Here is a 15,194-nt window from a genome sequence, read left to right as displayed (position 1 = left end):
GGCCGGGATGCGCCGGCCTAGAAAACCCCTGTGAACAGCGTGGCGGCGGAGGGGAGCTGCGGGCCCCCCCCCCCATTGTCCTCCTTGGGGCCGCCCCCCCCCCCCCCCCCCTGGCCCCCCCCCCCCAGCCAGGCGGAGCGGTCGACGATGCCGGCCTTCTCCCAGCGGTCGTAGTGCGGCAGCACCTCCTTGGCGAGGAAGGCCCGCACGGCGGCCCGGAAGTCCTCGTGCTGCTCGGTGAAGATCTCGCGCTGCAACGCTACGCTCCTTGTCCTGCATCGGAGTTGAGGGACGGGACGGCCCAGTCGCGGGCCACTTCGGCGGTGTCCGCGCCCGGCCGGGCCGGCGGGCGGCGCAGCGTGCCGGGGGTGGCGGAGAAGCGCGGGGCCGGGGCGGGCTGGGTGACGCCGCCCGCCTCGACATAGGTGCCGCGCGCCAACAGGTGTTCCTCCCGGGCTGCCTGATGCATCGTCAGCACCGGTTCCACGCAGGCGTCGGACCCGGCGAAGACGGCCTCCCACTCGGCCCTGGTCCGGGTGGCGAAGCGGTCGGCGATCAGGGCCCGCAGTTCGGGCCAGCGGGCCAGGTCGTACTGCCCGGGCGCCTGCGGGCCGAGGTCCAGCAGGCGGGCGAACTCGGCGTAGAACTGCGGTTCCAGCGCCCCCACGGCCAGGTGTCCGCCGTCGGCCGCCCGGTAGACCGCGTAGAACGGCGCGCCGCCGTCCAGCAGGTTGGCGCCCCGGCGGTCCTGCCAGTGGCCGGCCGCGAGCAGCCCCCACAGCATGCTGGACAGGTGCGCCGCACCGTCCACGATCGCGGCGTCGACGACCTGGCCGGCGCCGGTGCTCCTGGCGTGGTGCAGCCCGGCGAGCAGGCCGACGACCAGGTAGAGCGAGCCGCCCGCGTAGTCGCCCAGCAGGTTGGCCGGGATGCCGGGCGCCTCCTCGGGCCCGCCCGGCCCCGCGACCAGGCCGAGTACCCCGGCCACCGCCGCGTACCCGAGGTCGTGCCCGGCGCTGGCGGCGCGCGGGCCCTGCTGCCCCCACCCGGTCATCCGCCCGTACACCAGCGCCGGGTTGCGGGCCAGGCAGTCCTGCGGCCCGACCCCGAGCCGCTCCGCGACCCCGGGCCGGTAGCCCTCGATCAGCAGGTCCGCCCGCTCGACCAGGTCCAGCACCAGGCCGGGCCCCGCCGGGGACTTGAGGTCGACCAGCACCGACCGCTTGTTCCGGTTGGTCACGTCGTACGCCGGGTCGATGCCCAGCGGCGACGGATCCGGCCGGTCCACCCGCACCACGTCGGCGCCCAGGTCGGCCAGCAGCATCGCCGCGAACGGCCCCGGCCCGATCCCCGCGAACTCGACCACCCGCACCCCCGCCAACGGGCCGGGGCCGGCGGCCGTGGCGCCCGGCGGACTGCTCGTGTCACGCACTGGCTGCAGAACCCTTCTGGGTTTGACAGTAAAGCTGTAACACCCGTGATGATAGGGAAGCGACCCGCCGGTAACAAGACCTCCTCCCCCATCCACCCGCCGTGCGACCGCGAACACGGAGGGTGCGTCAGTGCACTGACGGAGGGCCCCTGTACCGTCGTCATGCCACAGGGGGATTGACCCCTTCTCGACGAGAAGGAGTTGCACACACATGGTTAGCCCGTACTTCACCACCGGGCCGGTCTCGCCGGCCTCGGCTCCGGCACCCGGCTCGGCCAGGACCGCGCCGTACGCCCCACCCGTCCAGTCCGGTGGCGGCAACGTGCCCGCGCCCGTCCTCGCCCCGGGTCTGGTGACCACCCGGCTGGACGTCCCGCACGAACTCAACGCCTCGGCCGGGATGGCCCGACAGATCGCCACCGACCTCGACAACGCGAACGGCAAGGCCGGGCCCGGCGCACACAGCCTCACCGAGTACGCGAGCACCGCGTCGACCAGGATCCGCGGCTTCTCCTTCGGCGGCGCCCTCACCGGCTGCACCGAGCGCTGGATGCAGCAGTGCAAGGCCCTGCACGACACGCTCGGCAAGGCCGCCGGCAACCTCGACAGGACCCGGCAGTCCTACAGCGCCAACGAAGCCGCGACCGCCGCCGACCTCCGCGCGGGCCGCTAGGCCCTGTTTGGCCCTGTTTGGTCCCAGAAGAACAGCAGTTGGAAGACCAGAAGGGGGAACCCGGACACATGGTGTCCTTCAAGGAACTGCACGAGGCCGACTTCTCCGGGATCACCGACGCCGCCGAAGCCTGGGCCGGCGTCGCCAAAGCCCTCACCGCCCTGGACGGCCGGGTCGCCAAGGACCTCACCAGCACCGCGCAGCGGGCCGGCTGGAAGGGCGCGGCGGCCGACGACGCGACCAAGGTGCTCCAGACCGTCGACGGCGACTTCAAGCAGGCCTCGACCGTCGCCACCGCCCTCGCCGCGATCATGAAGACCGCCGCCGAGGACTTCGCCGCCGCCCGCCGCGACCTCGACACGGCGATCCACGACGCCCAGAGCGACAACATGACCGTCGCCGCGGACGGCCAGGTCAACTGGACCCTGCCGAAGGAGACGCGGAACGACCCCGACGGCGAGAAGCTGGCTCAGACGCTCGCGGCCAAGGCCGAGGCCATCGCGGCCCGGCTGACGAAGGCCGTCGAGAAGGCCGACTCCGCCGACCAGCGGGCCACCGCCGCACTCCAGGGCGACATCGGCACCAGCACCACGGCCTTCAACCCCACGCCCTACGGCGGCGGCCCGGTCGCCGACGCCAACCGGGCCAAGGACCTGATGGCCAAGGCCGGCAGCCTCAGCGATCCGCAGCTGAAGCAGTTGCAGGACATCATGGCCGCCAACGCGGGCAACAAGGACTTCTCCACCACGCTGCTCAACGGCCTCGACTACGGCGGGAAGACCGGCCCGGACGCCCTGCTGGAGTACAGCAAGGTCTACGACGGCCTCGCCCACGGCAACCACAACGCCAAGGGCTACCAGGACGTCTACGGCAACCTGTCGGTGGTGCTCGCCACGGCCACCCATGACGGAGGAATGGGCAAGGCCTGGGAGGACGGCCTGCTGGCCGCCGCCCGCCGCCCGGGAGGCTCTGCGGCGGGGTTCAACGACAACTACCCGGCGCTGACGGCGCTGATGGGGGCGAAGGGGACGTACGACAAGGCGTTCCTGCTCAAGGTCGGCAACGACCTGGTCGACTACGAGCGCACCAGCAAGGCCAAGGGCGAGGACCTCTGGGGCCGCAACTGGGAGACCCTGGCCGACCAGACCGACCCCATCGGCGGTCTGATGAAGGCTCTGAGCCGCACCCCCGATGCCTCGAAGGACTTCTTCGACCCCGGGAAGAGCAAGAACCTGGACTACCTCCTGCACGACCGGAAGTGGCCGTTCCAGGGATCCGAGCAGAACCTCGACAGCGGCCTCGCCCGCGACACCTCCCGCGCCACGTTCGGTGACGCCCTGGAGGCCGCCACGACAGGTCGGGACCCCCATGGCAACCAGCCTCCGGTCCGCCCGCACGACGCGGCGATGGCGCGCATCATGTCCGAGGCCATCGCCTCGTTCGGCGGCGACACCGCAGGTCACGCGGCCGAACTACCGTCCGTGATGCGTCGTCCGCTCGCCAACATGATCGCCGACTACGCGCCCGACACGTACGAGGTCCTCGGGAAGAAGCTCGGCGGACACTCCGAGACCAGCGGACTGGCCATCGACCGGGACCAGATGATCCGAGCCATCCGAGGAGTGGCCGAGGACCCGGAGGCGTTCCAGACCATCCACTACGCCGAGAGCCAGGAACTGGCCCGGCGGCTCGACACCTTCCCGACCGATGCGTTCAGGCCGGACAGCGCCGGGCGACCCAACCCCAGGATCGAGGGGTTCGTCCACGAGGCCGGACAGGTCCTGGGCGTCCTCAGCGGCACCCAGTCGGATGTCATCACCCACCACCACGACGACGCGGTGTTCAAGAACAACTGGGCGGCGAAGGTGAACTACCACCTGATCGGCGCTCCGCTGACCCCCATCCCGGTCGTGGGGGACTACGTCCAGCGGCTCGTCGACGTCGGCACGTCGGAATGGGCGAACGGGCTCAACGCCGAGGAGGACAAGTCAACGCAGGAGCAGATGGCGAAGATGTTCTCCGCAGGTGAGAACCAACTCGACACCATGATCAGGAAGCGGGCCGAACTGGCCGGCCTCACCGACAAACAGATCGGCGACAGCGGCGGCGTGATGCAGAACCTGCTGTTCCAGGTGTCCAGCAGTTACAGCACCGGGGTCAACGGGACCTACCGCAATGCGCTGGGCGGACGCTGAGAGGGCGATATGAAGCAGGGAACGCAACAAGCGGACGAGGAGCCCGGGCACACGCAGGGCGCGGGCAAGCGTCTGGACGCCGCGCTGACTGCGCGCGGGTTCACCACCTGGCGGCTGCGAGTGCGGGCAGCAGCGGTGCTGTCCGTCTTCGTGGTGGGGGTGTCGTGGTTCCTGCTGTACCGGCTGACGAACGTCGGCGGGCCGGACAGCGTGTGCGACGGGGCGGCCACGGCGGGCCAGGTGCACGATGTGCTGGGGTCCGGGCGGATCAGTGAACACAAGCGCGAGAAGCACTCGACGATGGCGGCCTCCTCCGGCTACAGCTGCTCCGCCACGGTCAGCTCCGGTCTGTTCGAGACGACCAAGAAGACCGCGTGGTTCACCATCGCACTCGACACCAAGGGCCCGCACGGCCTGGCCGCGCCGGATGCCCGACTGTTCTCCGGCGGCTCGGTCGGCTCGGTGACCCCGCAAAAGGCGTGGGCCCTGCTTCCCGAGGGGTGTGACAAGGGCCTGCGCGCCGAGGTGGAGACCATCGAGGAGGGCCGGGACGAGACCAGGGCCCGGCTGGCCGTGGCCTTCGCCAACAGGGCCGCCAAGGCGAACCGGTGCGCGGACCAGAAGCTGCCGATGCCGAAGAGCCTGTCGGCCAAGGGGGCCGAGGCGGCGCCGAACTGGGCCGAGCTCTGCGGCCTGCCCGGGTTCGCGCCCGCGAAGGACCCCGAGGCCCAATGGCCGTACCAGCAGCAGGTGACCACCGCGTCCGACCCGATCTGGTCCTGCACGATCACCAGGCGGTCATTGGGCACTCTGCCGCAGACCTTCGCGATCACGACGGAGCCACGGACCACCGCCCTGGATCAGAAGGAAGGCGCACGTCCGTCCGAATTCGGGCGGGCCCATCAGATCGGCAAGGAAACACCCGCCGAGCTGGTCGTCACCTGCCACGGCAGGGACGTCTTCTTCTCCGTCGACGGCGGGTACGAACCCACCCTCGACAAGCACTACTTGTTCCCCGACCAGATGGACCTGATGCGCCAGTTCCTCACCGCCGGGGGCAAGGCCATCGGGTGTGAGCCGATCCTGTAGCCGGGGCGGGTGGGCGGAAATGGTCGGGCGACTGTCGGAGTAATGGCCTATGGTGCGGTAGACCTATTACGCACGACACGGGGGAAGCGCCATGACCACCACCGGACACGCCACCGGACCCGCCACCGGACCCGCCACCGGACCCGCCACCCGCACGATCGTCACCGCCTCCGAGCGGCTGGTCCTCGGCCGGCCCCAGGAGGGGGACGTGGAGGTGGTGTTCGCGATCCACGGGGATCCGGAGACCAACCGCTACAACCCCAACGGACCCCACCGCGACCGGGCGGCGAGCCGGGAGATGCTGGACGGCTTCGTCGCCGACTGGGCGCGGGACGGGGTGGGGTACTGCACCGTGTCCACCCGGGAGGAGCCGGAGGCGGTCATCGGGTTCGCCGGGCTCTACCTGCACACGCTTGACGGCGAGCGGGTGTTCAACCTCTACTACCGCTTCCGGCCGTCCGCCTGGGGCCTGGGCTACGCCGCCGAGGCGGCCCGGGCGGCGATGGCGGAGGCGCTGCCGCGCTTCCCCGGCGTGCCGGTGGTCGCCCTGATCCACCCGGACAACGTGCCGTCCCGCCGGCTCGCCGAGCGGCTCGGGCTGCTGCCGGACCCGGACGGCCGCACCGACGACGAGGACCGGCTGATCCACCGGACGGCCTGAGCCCAGGGGCCGGGCCGGGGGGCCGGGCGAGCGGGCGAGCGGGCGAGCGGGCGAGCGAGAGGCCAGAGGGCGGCCCTCAGAACCAGGGGGCAGCGGCCGAGGTCAGGGCCCGCAGGGCCTCGGTGAGGGCCGCCGCGGCCCCGAGGGCGCCGGTGAGCGTGAAGACGGCGCGCCTGACTCGGCCGCCGTCCGGCTGCCGGCCCTCAGGGGCGGCAGCCGCCAGCTCGTCGAGCGCCTGCCCGGCCACCTCCGCGGCGGCGGGCGGCAGTTCGTCCGGGGCGAGCGCCCGCAGCCGCTCGCGCAGCGCGTCCGCCGCCACGAGCAGGGCGCGCAGTTCGGGTGCCTCGCCCGGGGTGGGGGCGGTCTGCTGGTGGGTGTACTCGGCGCGGGCGTGGCTGCCGCTCTGCACGATGCCCGTGACGTTCCCGGTGATGCTGATCCCGTGGCCGTCGTCGTTCACGCTGTTCCCCTGTTCCTGGTGCCGTTCAGTCCTGCCGGGTGCCGCCGACGCGCGGCGCCGGGGTGGTGAGCGTCCGGTACGAGGCGTTGGCCGCGTCCCCGGTCTGCACGACGCCGTGGACGTCGCCGTGCACCTGCACGCCGTTGTTGATCACCACGTACTGCAGCTGCTCCGCCCCGTCCGTCCGGTAGCCGTGGTCCCGCAGGCAGTCGTGGACGGCCGACACGATCCGGGCCCTGACGCACTTCACGTACCGCTGGACGTCCATCTCCTGGAACAGCTGCTGGTACGCGCGCTCCGCTCCCAGCTCCCGGACGGACAGCGTGGGGCCGTGGTCGACCAGCCGGTTCTCCCGGCACATCCGGGCGTAGCGGAGCGCGTTGCGCCCGACGGCGCGCCGGCTGCGCGCGGCGCGGCGCAGCACGCCGACCGAGCCCGCCACCAGAGCGGGCAGCGCCGCGAGGGACGCCGCGCAGAGGCCGAGCCAGTCGCCGAGATCGGCGGGCGGGGCCGCGGTGTCGATCGCGTGGTAGGCACGCGCGATCGGCGGCAGCACGAAGGCCCTGCTCTCCAGGAACAGCTGCCCGCCCTGGAGTTGGGCCCGCACGAACACGGTGACGACGATCTCCTCGCGCCAGCCCGCGACCCGCACCGCCAGGTAGTGCCGCAGCCGTTCCTCGGCGGCGAGGTCGACGCTCTCCACCCACCAGTGCTCCGGGTCCGGCCCGCCCCCGTTCAGCGCGGCGGCGCAGTGGGCCGCGTACGGGGCGAGGGCGGCGAACGCGGTGCCGGGGCCGTGGCCGCACCAGTCGGCGGCGGGGCCGAGGCGCTTGCCGCTCTTGAACACGAGGTCGTGCACGGCGATCCCGTGCAGGCGGTCGCCCGGGTAGGCGGGTGTGTCGGCGGCGCCGAGGCGGGCGAGTTCGGTGCGCAGCCGGGCGTGGACGGCCGGGACGGTCAACGCCTGTGCGGTGGCCGCCGGTTCCGCCTGGTCCTCGGGCAGCGGGCCGTCGGGCAGCAGGTCGTCGGCGAAGGACCAGTGGTCGATCTCGATCCCGGCGCCGACGAAGGGCGCGTAGTCGCTGTAGACGACGTCAGGGTCGGCCTGCTGCCGCGCGAGCCGCCGGTACAGGTCCTTGCGGAGGGGGTCCTCGGGGGCGGCGGCCCGGCCGGTGCCGAGCTCGTACAGCGTCTGTTCGAGCCGCCGCCGACCGGCCAGGGACACCGCGAACCAGACGGCCAGCAGGGCGGCGATCCAGTGCCACCCGAGCACCCCGACCGCGCCGAGCAGGCAGCCGACGGCCAGCCAGTTGCCGGTCCGGCGGCGCCGGGGCCGGTCGGACCGGATCAGCCAGGCCGCCACGAACACCAGGGGGACGGTCAGTTGCAGCAGCCAGAACCGCAGCAGCACATCGAGCGCGTGCGGCACGTCGGCCTGACCGGACGCCATGAGGGAGACGGCGCCGCACACCGCGAGCACGGGCAGCACGGCCGCGGCCAGCAGGACCAGCACCGCCCGCCCCACCGCCTGCCGCCGGGCCGCGTAGCACTCCTTGAGCACCGCCGCCAGGTCGACCCCGGGGGTCGGCGGCGGTACCCGGTACGGGTGTTCGGCGAGTTCCTCGATCACCGCGTCCCGGAAGGCCGGGTCGAGGTGCGCCCCCGCCCGCAGGTAGGCGGTGGCGTCGCCGCGCGGAGCGCCGGTCTGGGCCTGGATGAGCTGCTGCAGCGGGTCGGGCACCGTCGGGGCGACCGGTGGCAGGTGCGGGTACCGGGGCGGCGGTACCGGTACGGACGGTTCGGCCATGGCGGTGTCCTCTCCCGTCCACCTGCGTGTCTCGTGAGGCGTGTGTCCGGGTCAACGACGCTCCCCCGGCCCGGGAGGAGGGTCGCAGGGCAAGATCCCCCTGGAGGGGGAGGGGGACCGTTCGCCGGGTTGACGCGTCGGCCCGGGGGGCGGCGGGACCGTGGACGGCATGAGGATCAGGGAGGACGCGCGGCGCCGGCCCGGGCTACTGCCGGCCCCGTCGGCGGGCGCGGTGGCGCCGACCGGACGGACGGCCGCGGGCCGCGCACCCGCTGACGTAGGGTCACCCGGGTGAACACGGGGGCGGGCGGCCGGATGCGGCGGGCGGCGGGGGCGCTGCTGGGGCGGCGGGCCCGGCTGCGCTGGGTGCACCTGGTGCTGGGCGGCGCGCTGCTGATGCCGTACTGGCTGCTCTCGGTGGTGATGCTCGGGGCGCTCGACCCGGACCAGGGGCAACTGCGCCAGACGCTCCTACAGCTCACCGCGCTGTTCACCTCCCTGCCGATGGCCGCCGCCACCGCGCTGGTGCCGACCGTACGGGCGCTGGAGGGGGCCGCGGCCCGGGCACTGTGCGCGGCGCAGCGGCCCGAGGAACTGGCCGCTGGGCCGGCCCGCTCGTGGGCGGCGCGCCGACGCACCGCGCTCTGGTACGTGCTGCACCTCTTCTTCGGCGGCGTGGTGGCCGGGATGACGCTCGGCGGGACGCCGTTCGCGGTGGTGCTGCTGTTCTCCTTCACCGGCACCGAGGATCTCGCGAGGTACTGGGAGGGCCGCTTCCCCGGCTGGATGCTCACCGGCCCGGCGCTGGGCCTCGCCCTCCTGCTGCTGATCGTCGCCACCAGCGCCGGCTGCGGCGCCCTGCTGGCCCGCTGGGCGCCGGCCCTGCTCGGCCCGACCCCGGAGGAGCGGCTGGCCGCCGCCGAACGCCGGACCACCGTGCTCGCCCAGCGCAACCGGCTGGCCCGCGAACTGCACGACTCGGTCGGGCACGCGCTCAGCGCGGTCGGCATCCAGGCCTCGGCGGCCTCCCGGGTGCTGCGCACCGACCCGGACTTCGCCGCCGAGGCACTCCAGGCGATCGAGCGGACCACGCGAGCGGCCGTCGCCGAACTGGACGCCGTGCTCGGGCTGTTGCGCGAGGAGGAGGCCGACGCCGACCGGCCCGCCGGGCCGACGCTCGGCGGGCTGGACGACCTGCTGCGCCAACTCGCCCGCACCGGCGTGACGGTGGACGCCGAGCTGGCCCCGGGCCTGGCCCGGCTGCCCGCCGGGGTCTCCCGGGAGGCGTACCGGATCGTGCAGGAGAGCCTGACCAACGTGCTGCGGCACGCCGGGCCCGCGCCGGCCGGGCTGCGGGTCGTCCTGGCCGGGGGCCGGTTGGAGATCGAACTGACCAACCCGCTGGGCCCCGCCCGCCCGAGCCGCCCTGGCGGCGGGCGCGGGCTGCGCGGGATCGGGGAGCGCGTGACCGCCCTGTGCGGCGGGAGCACGGCGGGGCCGAGCGAGGACGGGACGACGTGGCGGCTGGCCGTCTGGCTGCCGGTGGGAGGGACACGATGAACGAGGACGACCACGGCGGGAGCGCGCACGGCGAGAACGCGCACGGCGAGAGCCGCGACGGGGCCCGCGACGGCATCCGCGTGGTGATCGCGGCGTACGAGTCGGGCTTCGTCCTGCCGGGTTGAGCCGAGGGGGCCTCAGAGGCCGACGGGGCCGTTGGAGTCCAGCCGGGCTGCGGAGTCCGGCGGGTCCAGTCCCGAGCAGGACCGTTTCTTCCGTCCCCCCGCTACCTGCGAGTAGAGTGCGGCGTTCCCCCTTAGCCGTCCGATACCTCCCGTATCGCCTGAAACGAACTGGTGGCCGCATGACAGTCCGGACCCGCCCCGCGCTGTGGTGGCGCATGGGCATCGTGCTCTCGGCGGGCCTCGGCCTGACCCTCGGAACCGCGCCGCTGGTGTTCTTCACCGTGCAGAGCAACGTCATCGTGCTCGGCTACTTCATCGGCGCCGTGTACTGGATGCTCAAGCGCGACACCGTGGACGCGCCCGCGCCCCGGCTGCGCGGCGCCGCCACCCTGTACATACTGATCACCGGGCTGGTCTCGCACGTCCTGCTCCAGCACGGCGCCAACCCGCTGCCCGGGCTGGTCAGCGGGCCGGACAAGCTCGCGCACTGGTCGTCGTTCTTCCTGCACTACGTGACGCCGGTGATGGTGATCGCCGACTGGCTGGTGCTGAAGCCGCGCAACGCGGCGGCCTGGAAGGACATCCCGCTCTGGCTGGCCTTCCCACTCGGCTACGCGGCGATCGTGCTCGCCCGGAACGCGCTGTTCGACGACTACCCGACGCCCTACCCCTACTTCTTCTTCGACCCCACCACCAAGGGCTACGGCTACGTCTGGGGCCAGATAGCCCTGCTGACGGTCGAGTTCGTGGTGCTGGCCGCCGCCGTGGTCGGCCTGGACCGGCTGGGAACGCTGGTCGCGGGCAAGCTGAGGTCCGCCAAGTCCTGAATGCCCGGGCGCAGATGGCGCCCTTCCCGGGGTCGCCCTCTCCCGGGGGCTCCCTTCCCGGGTGACCGTCCGCGCGGCGGCCGGCCTCAGATCCGCCAGGAGCGGATCCGGTCGGCCGCCGCGAACACGTCCGCCCCGCCCGCCGCGATGTCGCGGGCCAGCTCGACCAGCGCCCCGTACGGCGGGTCGATGCCCTCCTTGGCCGCGTGCATGTACGCGGCCGTCGTCACGCAGGCGTACAGGTTGTTGCGCACCGGCAAGGGGCGCAGCAGCACGATGGTGTGCATCAGGGTGGCCGCGCACCAGGCGGCGTCGGCGCCGTGGCCGAGTTGCGCGGTGTTCACCCGGTGCCGGGCGACGGCGGCCTGGAGCGCGGAGTAGTCCCGCACGCTGAGGTCCTCCGGCGAGGCCAGCTCCTGCACGTCGAGCAGCCAGCGCAGGTCGACGTGGAGCGGCATCATCCCCGCACCCCCGCCGCGCCGTTCACGCCGCCGGCGCGTCCTCCGGGAACGCGGCGTCGAACTCCGCCCGGTGCGACTTCCAGAACGCCACCGCGTGGTCCACGAACACCCGCCGCTGCTGCTCCCGCACGCTCAGGTCGTGGATGTACGCCTTGATGCTCTTCCCGTCCGCGGCGGCGGCCTCGCGGATCGCGGCGAGCTCGTGCTCCGTGTACTCGATGTTGAGCGCAGGCATGGCGCCGATGGTACTGGAGCGCACCGGAGTTGGGACCACCGACGGAGGATTTTCACCCACCGTCAAAAGGGTTTGCTGTCGATACCCCCACGGAGTGGTTTCGGCGGAGCCGCGGGTAGCCCCGAAGTCGGGCGGGGGTCGGGCGCGCGGGATGACGCCGGGGCGGTGGGGGCCGCCGTAGCGTCGGGGGCAAGGCGGCGGAGCGGTTCCGCGGGGGAGGCCGGGCGGTTCGGCGGAGGCCGGAGATGACGCGCAGGGCAGTGGGCAGGGCCGCAGCGAGCAGGACGACGGCGAGCGGGGCGGCCGTGGGCAGGGCGGCGGTCGGCAGGGCGGTGGCGGCCACGGCGGTGGCGCTCGCGATGACGGTCGCGGTGGCGGCGCCGGGGGTGGCCGCGACGCAGGCCGACGGCCAGGACAGGCGGGGCGGGTCCCTCCAGGGGGTCTGGCAGATGGACGGGTACGGCCTGGTGGCCGTGGTCTCCGGGAGCAGCCTGGCCACCTACGACGTGACGACGCACAGCTGCGTGCCGGGGTGGGTCACCGGGACGCAGGACGGCGCCCCCGGCCGGGACGGCACCGTCCGGTACGTCCTGGGCGACAACGCCCTCACCCTCACCCCGCAGCCGGGCGGGCGCCGGGCGATCGACGTCGAGGAGGGCGGGACGGGCACCAAGACACTGCGCCGCCTGGACGCGCTGCCGGCGCTGTGCACCCGGCCCGCCCCCAACGACCCGCTCGCGGTCTTCGACCGGTTCTGGGAGACCTTCGAGGAGAACTACCCCTTCTTCGCCGCCAAGGGGATCGACTGGCACGCGGCCCGCGACGAGCAGCGCGCGAAGATCACTCCGGCGACCACCACCGACCAGCTCCAGCAGATCTTCATCGACCTGCTGACCCCGCTCAAGGACGCGCACACCAGTCTGGCCCGGGTGACCGGCACCGGCCCGACCGGCGTCTACTCCGGCCGGCGCGACGGCTCGCTGAAGTCGACGCCCGCCCTGCGGGACGCGGCCCGCAGGGCCGTCGACGCACAACTGACCGGCCCCGAACAGGAGTTCGCCGTCAACGCGCAGGGGGTGAGTCGGCTGGGCGTGGGCCGGCTCCCGGACGGCGTCGGCTACCTGCGGGTGAGCGGCTTCGACGGTTACGCGACCGGCGGATTCACCGCCCAGGCCAAGGAGCTCGACCGGGCCCTGGACGCCCTGCTCGCCGACCCCGACCGGCTCAACGGCCTGGTGATCGACGTCCGGCTGAACGGCGGCGGCTCGGACGCGCTCGGGCAGCAGATCGCCGCCCGGCTCACCGACCGCCCGTACGTCGCCTACCGCAAGGTGGCCCGCGACGACCCGGCCGACCCCACGAAGTTCACCCGGCCGCAGCCGGTCGTGGTGCGGCCCGCGCGCACCGAGCACTTCACCGGCCCCGTCGCCCTGCTCACCTCCTCGCTGTCGATCAGCGCCGCCGAGACCTTCGCCCAGACCCTGATGGGCCGCTCCCCGCACGTCGTCCGGATCGGCGAGAACACCCAGGGCGTCTTCTCCGACGTGCTGGTCAAGACCCTCTCGCCGGACTTCATGGTGGTGCTGCCGAACGAGAAGTACCTCACGCCCGACGGCAGCACCTTCGACGGCCCCGGCATCCCGCCGGACATCCGCACACCGGTGTTCACCGATGAGGAGTTGGCCGGGCTCAAGGACTCCGCCCTGAGCACGGCCCGCCGCGTCCTCGCCGAGCAGTAGCGGCCGCGTCGCGGGCGGGGCCGCCCGCGACGTACCGGTCCCCCTACATCGGATCCACCCCCCGCAGTTCGCCGTCCAGCTCCAGCCACCGGGTGAGGCCCAGGCCGCGCAGGAACGGCACGTCGTGGCTGGCCACGATCAGCGCGCCCTGGTAGGCGGCGAGCGCCTGGGTGAGCTGGCGGACGCTGGCGAGGTCCAGATTGTTGGTCGGCTCGTCGAGCAGCAGCAGCTGCGGCGGCGGGTCGGCCAGCAGCAGCGCGGCCAGGGTGGCCCGGAACCGCTCGCCGCCGGAGAGGGTGGCGGCGGGCTGGTCGGCCCGGCCGCCGCGGAACAGGAAGCGGGCCAGCCGGGCACGGATCGCGTTGTCCCCGGCGGCGGGGGCGAACAGCTTGACGTTCTCCGCCACGGTCAGCTTGTCGTCCAGCAGGTCGAGCCGCTGCGGCAGGTGGCGCAACGGCACCGGCGTGCTGACCTCGCCCTCCAGCGGGGCGAGTTCGCCCGCGATGGTGCGCAGCAGGGTGGTCTTGCCGGAGCCGTTGCGGCCGACCAGGGCGATCCGCTCGGGGCCGCGCAGGTCGAGGTCGGCGGTGGTGCCGTAGGGCAGCCGGACCTTCTGCAGGGTGAGCACGGTGCGCCCGACCGGGACGGCCGTGCGCGGCAGGTCGATCCGGATCTCGGCGTCGTCGCGCACCGCCTCCTCGGCGGCGGTGAGCCGCTGCCGGGCCTCCTCCAGCCGCTCGGTGTGAATGCCCTGGAGCCGCCCGGCCGTCTCCTGGCCCTGGCGTTTGAGCTTGCCCGCGAAGATGTGCGGGTCGTTGCGGGTGACCGAGCGCTTCTTGCCGTAGCTGGCGCTGCGGTCCAGCCGGGTGCGGGCCTCGGTCAAGTCCCGTTTCTGGCGCTCGACGTCGGCCTCGGCGTTGCGCAGCAGCCGCTCGGCGGTCTCCTGCTGGGCGGCGAGGGTGCGCTCGTACTCGGCGAAGTTGCCGCCGTACCAGGTGACCGCGCCGTCCCGCAGGTCGGCGATCTGGTCGACGTGCTGGAGCAGTTCGCGGTCGTGGCTGACGATCAGCATGACGCCGTGCCAGCCTGCGACCGTCTCGTAGAGCCGCTCCCGGGCCGTCCGGTCCAGGTTGTTGGTGGGCTCGTCGAGCAGCAGGACGTCGGGGCGGCGCAGCAGCAGGGCGGCGAGGCGCAGCAGGACGGCCTCGCCGCCGGAGAGCTCCCCGGTGGTGCGGTCGAGGCCGAGGCGGTGCAGGCCGAGCCGGTCGAGGGTGGCGCGGGCGCGCTCCTCGACGTCCCAGTCGTCGCCGACGGCGTCGAAGTGGCGCTGGTCGGAGTCCCCGGACTCGATGGCGTGCAGGGCCTCACGGGTGGCCCGGATGCCGAGCGCCTCGTCCACCCGCACGGTGGTGTCCAGCGTCAACCCCTGGGGCAGGTAGCCGAGTTCGCCGTCGACCCGGACGGTGCCGCCGGTCGGGGTCAGCTCGCCGGCGATCAGCCGCAGCAGGGTGGACTTGCCGGCGCCGTTGAGCCCGATCAGGCCGGTGCGGCCGGGGCCGACGGCGAGGTGGAAGCCGTCCAGGACGGGCTTGCCGTCGGGCCACTCGAAGGTGAGATCGGTGCAGAGGACGGCGGTGGTGGGTTGTGCCATGGAGGGCCTCCCGGGTGGTTGCCGAAGGGAACGATGAGCAACACGGGGAGACACCGCGGGTGCGGGCCGGTACGGCCGGGGGAGGGCGGGGCGGATCCGGATCAGCCGGATCGGGCTCGCCACGGGGCCGTGACTGAGGTCGCACACTCGCACACCGCGCGGCGAAGGGCCTGCGCGGCGGGGGCGGTGTCTCGGGACCTCAGTAGAGCAACGGCCTTCTCCTTGTCTGGCGGGTGACTCCGTCCACGCTACGCACGGCGCCGGACCCGGGCAACCGAA

General features: G+C 73.4%; 15 protein-coding genes. 8 read left to right on the top strand and 7 right to left on the bottom strand.

Annotated features, from left to right (window positions below):
- Window positions 1-17 precede the first annotated feature (17 nt).
- On the bottom strand, window positions 18-257 hold the full coding sequence (locus AC07BF_RS20290; RefSeq protein ID WP_478333701.1) for an acyl-CoA dehydrogenase family protein: 240 nt from the start codon (window positions 255-257) through the stop codon (window positions 18-20).
- A gap of 2 nt (window positions 258-259) precedes the next feature.
- A complete protein-coding gene (locus AC07BF_RS20285) occupies window positions 260-1,432 on the bottom strand; it encodes a CaiB/BaiF CoA transferase family protein (RefSeq protein WP_478333700.1) in 1,173 nt (390 codons plus the stop codon).
- A 211-nt stretch (window positions 1,433-1,643) separates the two neighbouring features.
- Between AC07BF_RS20285 and AC07BF_RS20280 the strand changes: the two genes are divergently transcribed.
- The 4 genes from AC07BF_RS20280 (at window position 1,644) to AC07BF_RS20265 (ending at window position 6,050) form a co-directional block, all read left to right on the top strand.
- The gene (locus tag AC07BF_RS20280) at window positions 1,644-2,105 is read left to right on the top strand and encodes a hypothetical protein (protein ID WP_363585680.1); all 462 of its coding nucleotides are present in this window, start codon (window positions 1,644-1,646) and stop codon (window positions 2,103-2,105) included.
- Window positions 2,106-2,173: 68 nt separating this feature from the next.
- Window positions 2,174-4,300: a WXG100 family type VII secretion target gene (locus AC07BF_RS20275; RefSeq protein WP_478333699.1), complete on the top strand. Its 2,127-nt coding sequence runs from the start codon at window positions 2,174-2,176 to the stop codon at window positions 4,298-4,300.
- Between the two features lie 9 nt (window positions 4,301-4,309).
- On the top strand, window positions 4,310-5,389 hold the full coding sequence (locus AC07BF_RS20270) for a hypothetical protein (RefSeq protein ID WP_478333698.1): 1,080 nt from the start codon (window positions 4,310-4,312) through the stop codon (window positions 5,387-5,389).
- A gap of 91 nt (window positions 5,390-5,480) precedes the next feature.
- Complete coding sequence (locus AC07BF_RS20265; RefSeq protein ID WP_478333697.1) at window positions 5,481-6,050, top strand: GNAT family N-acetyltransferase; 570 nt, start codon at window positions 5,481-5,483, stop codon at window positions 6,048-6,050.
- Window positions 6,051-6,126: 76 nt separating this feature from the next.
- On the opposite strand, the gene AC07BF_RS20260 is transcribed toward AC07BF_RS20265, so the two are convergent.
- Both AC07BF_RS20260 and AC07BF_RS20255 read right to left on the bottom strand, forming a co-directional pair.
- Window positions 6,127-6,510 carry a DUF5955 family protein gene (locus AC07BF_RS20260; RefSeq protein WP_478333696.1) on the bottom strand — a complete coding sequence of 128 codons (384 nt, stop codon included), beginning with the start codon at window positions 6,508-6,510 and terminating at the stop codon, window positions 6,127-6,129.
- Between the two features lie 25 nt (window positions 6,511-6,535).
- The gene (locus AC07BF_RS20255; protein ID WP_478333695.1) at window positions 6,536-8,317 is read right to left on the bottom strand and encodes a hypothetical protein; all 1,782 of its coding nucleotides are present in this window, start codon (window positions 8,315-8,317) and stop codon (window positions 6,536-6,538) included.
- Between the two features lie 291 nt (window positions 8,318-8,608).
- On the opposite strand from AC07BF_RS20255, the gene AC07BF_RS20250 reads away from it, so the two are divergent.
- The 3 genes from AC07BF_RS20250 to AC07BF_RS20240 all read left to right on the top strand — a co-directional run bounded on the left by AC07BF_RS20250 (window position 8,609) and on the right by AC07BF_RS20240 (window position 10,829).
- Window positions 8,609-9,877 carry a sensor histidine kinase gene (locus tag AC07BF_RS20250; RefSeq protein ID WP_478333694.1) on the top strand — a complete coding sequence of 423 codons (1,269 nt, stop codon included), beginning with the start codon at window positions 8,609-8,611 and terminating at the stop codon, window positions 9,875-9,877.
- Window positions 9,874-10,002, top strand: coding sequence for a hypothetical protein (locus AC07BF_RS20245; RefSeq protein WP_363631444.1), 129 nt, complete (start codon window positions 9,874-9,876; stop codon window positions 10,000-10,002). Before AC07BF_RS20250 ends, AC07BF_RS20245 begins: the two co-directional genes overlap by 4 nt.
- Before the next feature lie 179 nt (window positions 10,003-10,181).
- The gene (locus AC07BF_RS20240; protein WP_363371201.1) at window positions 10,182-10,829 is read left to right on the top strand and encodes a Pr6Pr family membrane protein; all 648 of its coding nucleotides are present in this window, start codon (window positions 10,182-10,184) and stop codon (window positions 10,827-10,829) included.
- A gap of 86 nt (window positions 10,830-10,915) precedes the next feature.
- Here AC07BF_RS20240 and AC07BF_RS20235 read toward each other — a convergent pair whose 3' ends face one another.
- The gene (locus tag AC07BF_RS20235) at window positions 10,916-11,287 is read right to left on the bottom strand and encodes a toxin Doc (protein ID WP_478333693.1); all 372 of its coding nucleotides are present in this window, start codon (window positions 11,285-11,287) and stop codon (window positions 10,916-10,918) included.
- A 25-nt stretch (window positions 11,288-11,312) separates the two neighbouring features.
- On the bottom strand, window positions 11,313-11,525 hold the full coding sequence (locus AC07BF_RS20230; RefSeq protein ID WP_063351004.1) for a hypothetical protein: 213 nt from the start codon (window positions 11,523-11,525) through the stop codon (window positions 11,313-11,315).
- A gap of 245 nt (window positions 11,526-11,770) precedes the next feature.
- Between AC07BF_RS20230 and AC07BF_RS20225 the strand changes: the two genes are divergently transcribed.
- Window positions 11,771-13,264 carry a S41 family peptidase gene (locus AC07BF_RS20225; RefSeq protein WP_478333692.1) on the top strand — a complete coding sequence of 498 codons (1,494 nt, stop codon included), beginning with the start codon at window positions 11,771-11,773 and terminating at the stop codon, window positions 13,262-13,264.
- A gap of 43 nt (window positions 13,265-13,307) precedes the next feature.
- Here AC07BF_RS20225 and AC07BF_RS20220 read toward each other — a convergent pair whose 3' ends face one another.
- Window positions 13,308-14,915 (bottom strand): ABC-F family ATP-binding cassette domain-containing protein, encoded by a 1,608-nt coding sequence (locus tag AC07BF_RS20220; RefSeq protein WP_400989713.1) that lies wholly within the window; start codon window positions 14,913-14,915, stop codon window positions 13,308-13,310.
- Window positions 14,916-15,194 lie beyond the last annotated feature (279 nt).

This window comes from Kitasatospora sp. NPDC043950, assembly GCF_056435345.1.
Note: the sequence above shows the minus strand (reverse complement) of the source record. Positions and strands in the feature narration are given on the sequence as shown.

Bases quoted from the DNA above. Each gene is read 5' to 3' on its own strand.
- AC07BF_RS20235 (WP_478333693.1), bottom strand. From the start codon at position 11,287: ATGCCGCTCCACGTCGACCTGCGCTGGCTGCTCGACGTGCAGGAGCTG.
- AC07BF_RS20230 (WP_063351004.1), bottom strand. From the start codon at position 11,525: ATGCCTGCGCTCAACATCGAGTACACGGAGCACGAGCTCGCCGCGATC.
- AC07BF_RS20275 (WP_478333699.1), top strand. From the start codon at position 2,174: ATGGTGTCCTTCAAGGAACTGCACGAGGCCGACTTCTCCGGGATCACC.
- AC07BF_RS20280 (WP_363585680.1), top strand. From the start codon at position 1,644: ATGGTTAGCCCGTACTTCACCACCGGGCCGGTCTCGCCGGCCTCGGCT.
- AC07BF_RS20270 (WP_478333698.1), top strand. From the start codon at position 4,310: ATGAAGCAGGGAACGCAACAAGCGGACGAGGAGCCCGGGCACACGCAG.
- AC07BF_RS20265 (WP_478333697.1), top strand. From the start codon at position 5,481: ATGACCACCACCGGACACGCCACCGGACCCGCCACCGGACCCGCCACC.
- AC07BF_RS20220 (WP_400989713.1), bottom strand. From the start codon at position 14,915: ATGGCACAACCCACCACCGCCGTCCTCTGCACCGATCTCACCTTCGAG.
- AC07BF_RS20240 (WP_363371201.1), top strand. From the start codon at position 10,182: ATGACAGTCCGGACCCGCCCCGCGCTGTGGTGGCGCATGGGCATCGTG.
- AC07BF_RS20255 (WP_478333695.1), bottom strand. From the start codon at position 8,317: ATGGCCGAACCGTCCGTACCGGTACCGCCGCCCCGGTACCCGCACCTG.
- AC07BF_RS20245 (WP_363631444.1), top strand. From the start codon at position 9,874: ATGAACGAGGACGACCACGGCGGGAGCGCGCACGGCGAGAACGCGCAC.
- AC07BF_RS20225 (WP_478333692.1), top strand. From the start codon at position 11,771: ATGACGCGCAGGGCAGTGGGCAGGGCCGCAGCGAGCAGGACGACGGCG.